Source organism: Xenorhabdus sp. KK7.4 (assembly GCF_963876465.1).
Lineage (GTDB): Bacteria > Pseudomonadota > Gammaproteobacteria > Enterobacterales > Enterobacteriaceae > Xenorhabdus > Xenorhabdus stockiae.
Window position 1 is genome coordinate 513454 of the sequence record NZ_CAWNQF010000001.1, and the last position, 3047, is coordinate 516500.

At 53.6% G+C, this 3047-nt stretch carries 1 rRNA gene; it reads left to right on the forward strand.

Features of this window, described 5'->3' with window-relative positions:
• Positions 1–114: 114 nt before the first annotated feature.
• Positions 115–3023 (forward strand): 23S ribosomal RNA (locus AACS90_RS22690).
• Positions 3024–3047: the final 24 nt, after the last annotated feature.

The window sequence follows — 3047 nt, forward strand, 5'->3', positions numbered from 1 at the left end:
TGCTCTTTAACAATCTGGAACAAGCTGAAAATTTGAAACACTCAGTAGGGTGTCATCAGACAACTATTGAGGAGTCTCTCAATACCCCAATCCGAAGACACCTTCGGGTTGTGAGGTTAAGCGACTAAGCGTACACGGTGGATGCCTAGGCAGTCAGAGGCGATGAAGGGCGTGCTAATCTGCGATAAGCGCCGGGAAGGGGATATGACCCGCGAGACCCGGCGATACCCGAATGGGGAAACCCAGTGCAATTCGTTGCACTATCCTGACCTGAATTCATAGGGTCAGGAGGCGAACCGGGGGAACTGAAACATCTCAGTACCCCGAGGAAAAGAAATCAACCGAGATTCCCCCAGTAGCGGCGAGCGAACGGGGAGGAGCCCAGAACCAACATCAGTGTCAGCGTCAGGAGAACGGTCTGGAAAGGCCGGCAGTAAAGGGTGATAGCCCCGTATCTGAAGACGCTGGCAGTGTGAGTTCGATGAGTAGGGCGGGACACGTGGTATCCTGTCTGAATATGGGGGGACCATCCTCCAAGGCTAAATACTCCTGACTGACCGATAGTGAACCAGTACCGTGAGGGAAAGGCGAAAAGAACCCCGGCGAGGGGAGTGAAAGAGAACCTGAAACCGTGTACGTACAAGCAGTGGGAGCACCCTTTGGGGTGTGACTGCGTACCTTTTGTATAATGGGTCAGCGACTTATATTCTGTAGCAAGGTTAACCGTATAGGGGAGCCGCAGGGAAACCGAGTCTTAACTGGGCGTTAAGTTGCAGGGTATAGACCCGAAACCCGGTGATCTAGCCATGGGCAGGTTGAAGGTTGGGTAACACTAACTGGAGGACCGAACCGACTAATGTTGAAAAATTAGCGGATGACTTGTGGCTGGGGGTGAAAGGCCAATCAAACCGGGAGATAGCTGGTTCTCCCCGAAAGCTATTTAGGTAGCGCCTCGTGAATTCATCTTCGGGGGTAGAGCACTGTTTCGGCTAGGGGGTCATCCCGACTTACCAACCCGATGCAAACTGCGAATACCGAAGAATGTTATCACGGGAGACACACGGCGGGTGCTAACGTCCGTCGTGAAGAGGGAAACAACCCAGACCGCCAGCTAAGGTCCCCAAGTCATGGTTAAGTGGGAAACGAAGTGGGAAGGCTCAGACAGCCAGGATGTTGGCTTAGAAGCAGCCATCATTTAAAGAAAGCGTAATAGCTCACTGGTCGAGTCGGCCTGCGCGGAAGATGTAACGGGGCTAAACCATGCACCGAAGCTGCGGCAGCGACACGTAAGTGTTGTTGGGTAGGGGAGCGTTCTGTAAGCCGTTGAAGGTGGCCTGTGAGGGCTGCTGGAGGTATCAGAAGTGCGAATGCTGACATAAGTAACGATAATGCGGGTGAAAAACCCGCACGCCGGAAGACCAAGGGTTCCTGTCCAACGTTAATCGGGGCAGGGTGAGTCGACCCCTAAGGCGAGGCTGAAAAGCGTAGTCGATGGGAAACAGGTTAATATTCCTGTACTTGGTGTTACTGCGAAGGGGGGACGGAGAAGGCTATGTCATCCGGGCGACGGTCGTCCCGGTTTAAGCGTGTAGGTGGGCGGTTTTGGTAAATCCGGACCGCTGTATAACACTGAGGCGTGATGACGAGGCACTACGGTGCTGAAGTGACAGATGCCCTGCTTCCAGGAAAAGCCTCTAAGCTCCAGGTAACATTGAATCGTACCCCAAACCGACACAGGTGGTCAGGTAGAGAATACTCAGGCGCTTGAGAGAACTCGGGTGAAGGAACTAGGCAAAATGGTGCCGTAACTTCGGGAGAAGGCACGCTGGCAGTAGGTGAAGAAACTTGCTTTCGGAGCCGAAGCCAGTCGCAGATACCAGCTGGCTGCAACTGTTTAATAAAAACACAGCACTGTGCAAACACGAAAGTGGACGTATACGGTGTGACGCCTGCCCGGTGCTGGAAGGTTAATTGATGGGGTTATCCGTAAGGAGAAGCTCTTGATCGAAGCCCCAGTAAACGGCGGCCGTAACTATAACGGTCCTAAGGTAGCGAAATTCCTTGTCGGGTAAGTTCCGACCTGCACGAATGGCGTAATGATGGCCAGGCTGTCTCCACCCGAGACTCAGTGAAATTGAACTCGCTGTGAAGATGCAGTGTACCCGCGGCAAGACGGAAAGACCCCGTGAACCTTTACTATAGCTTGACACTGAACACTGGTCCTTGATGTGTAGGATAGGTGGGAGGCTTGGAAGTGTGGACGCCAGTCTGCATGGAGCCATCCTTGAAATACCACCCTTTAATGGCTGGTGTTCTAACGTAGGCCCGTTATCCGGGTTGCGGACAGTGTCTGGTGGGTAGTTTGACTGGGGCGGTCTCCTCCCAAAGCGTAACGGAGGAGCACGAAGGTTAGCTAATCACGGTCGGACATCGTGAGGTTAGTGCAAAGGCATAAGCTAGCTTGACTGCGAGCGTGACGGCGCGAGCAGGTACGAAAGTAGGTCTTAGTGATCCGGTGGTTCTGAATGGAAGGGCCATCGCTCAACGGATAAAAGGTACTCCGGGGATAACAGGCTGATACCGCCCAAGAGTTCATATCGACGGCGGTGTTTGGCACCTCGATGTCGGCTCATCACATCCTGGGGCTGAAGTAGGTCCCAAGGGTACGGCTGTTCGCCGTTTAAAGTGGTACGCGAGCTGGGTTTAGAACGTCGTGAGACAGTTCGGTCCCTATCTGCCGTGGGCGTTGGAAGATTGAAAGGGGCTGCTCCTAGTACGAGAGGACCGGAGTGGACGCACCACTGGTGTTCGGGTTGTCATGCCAATGGCACTGCCCGGTAGCTAAGTGCGGAAGAGATAACCGCTGAAAGCATCTAAGCGGGAAACTTGCCTTGAGATGAGTCTTCCCTGACTCCTAGAGAGTCCTGAAGGAACGTTCGAGACGAGGACGTAGATAGGCTGGGTGTGTAAGCGTTGCGAGACGTTGAGCTAACCAGTACTAATGAACCGTGCGGCTTAACCTGACAACACCGAAGGTGTTTTGCGGG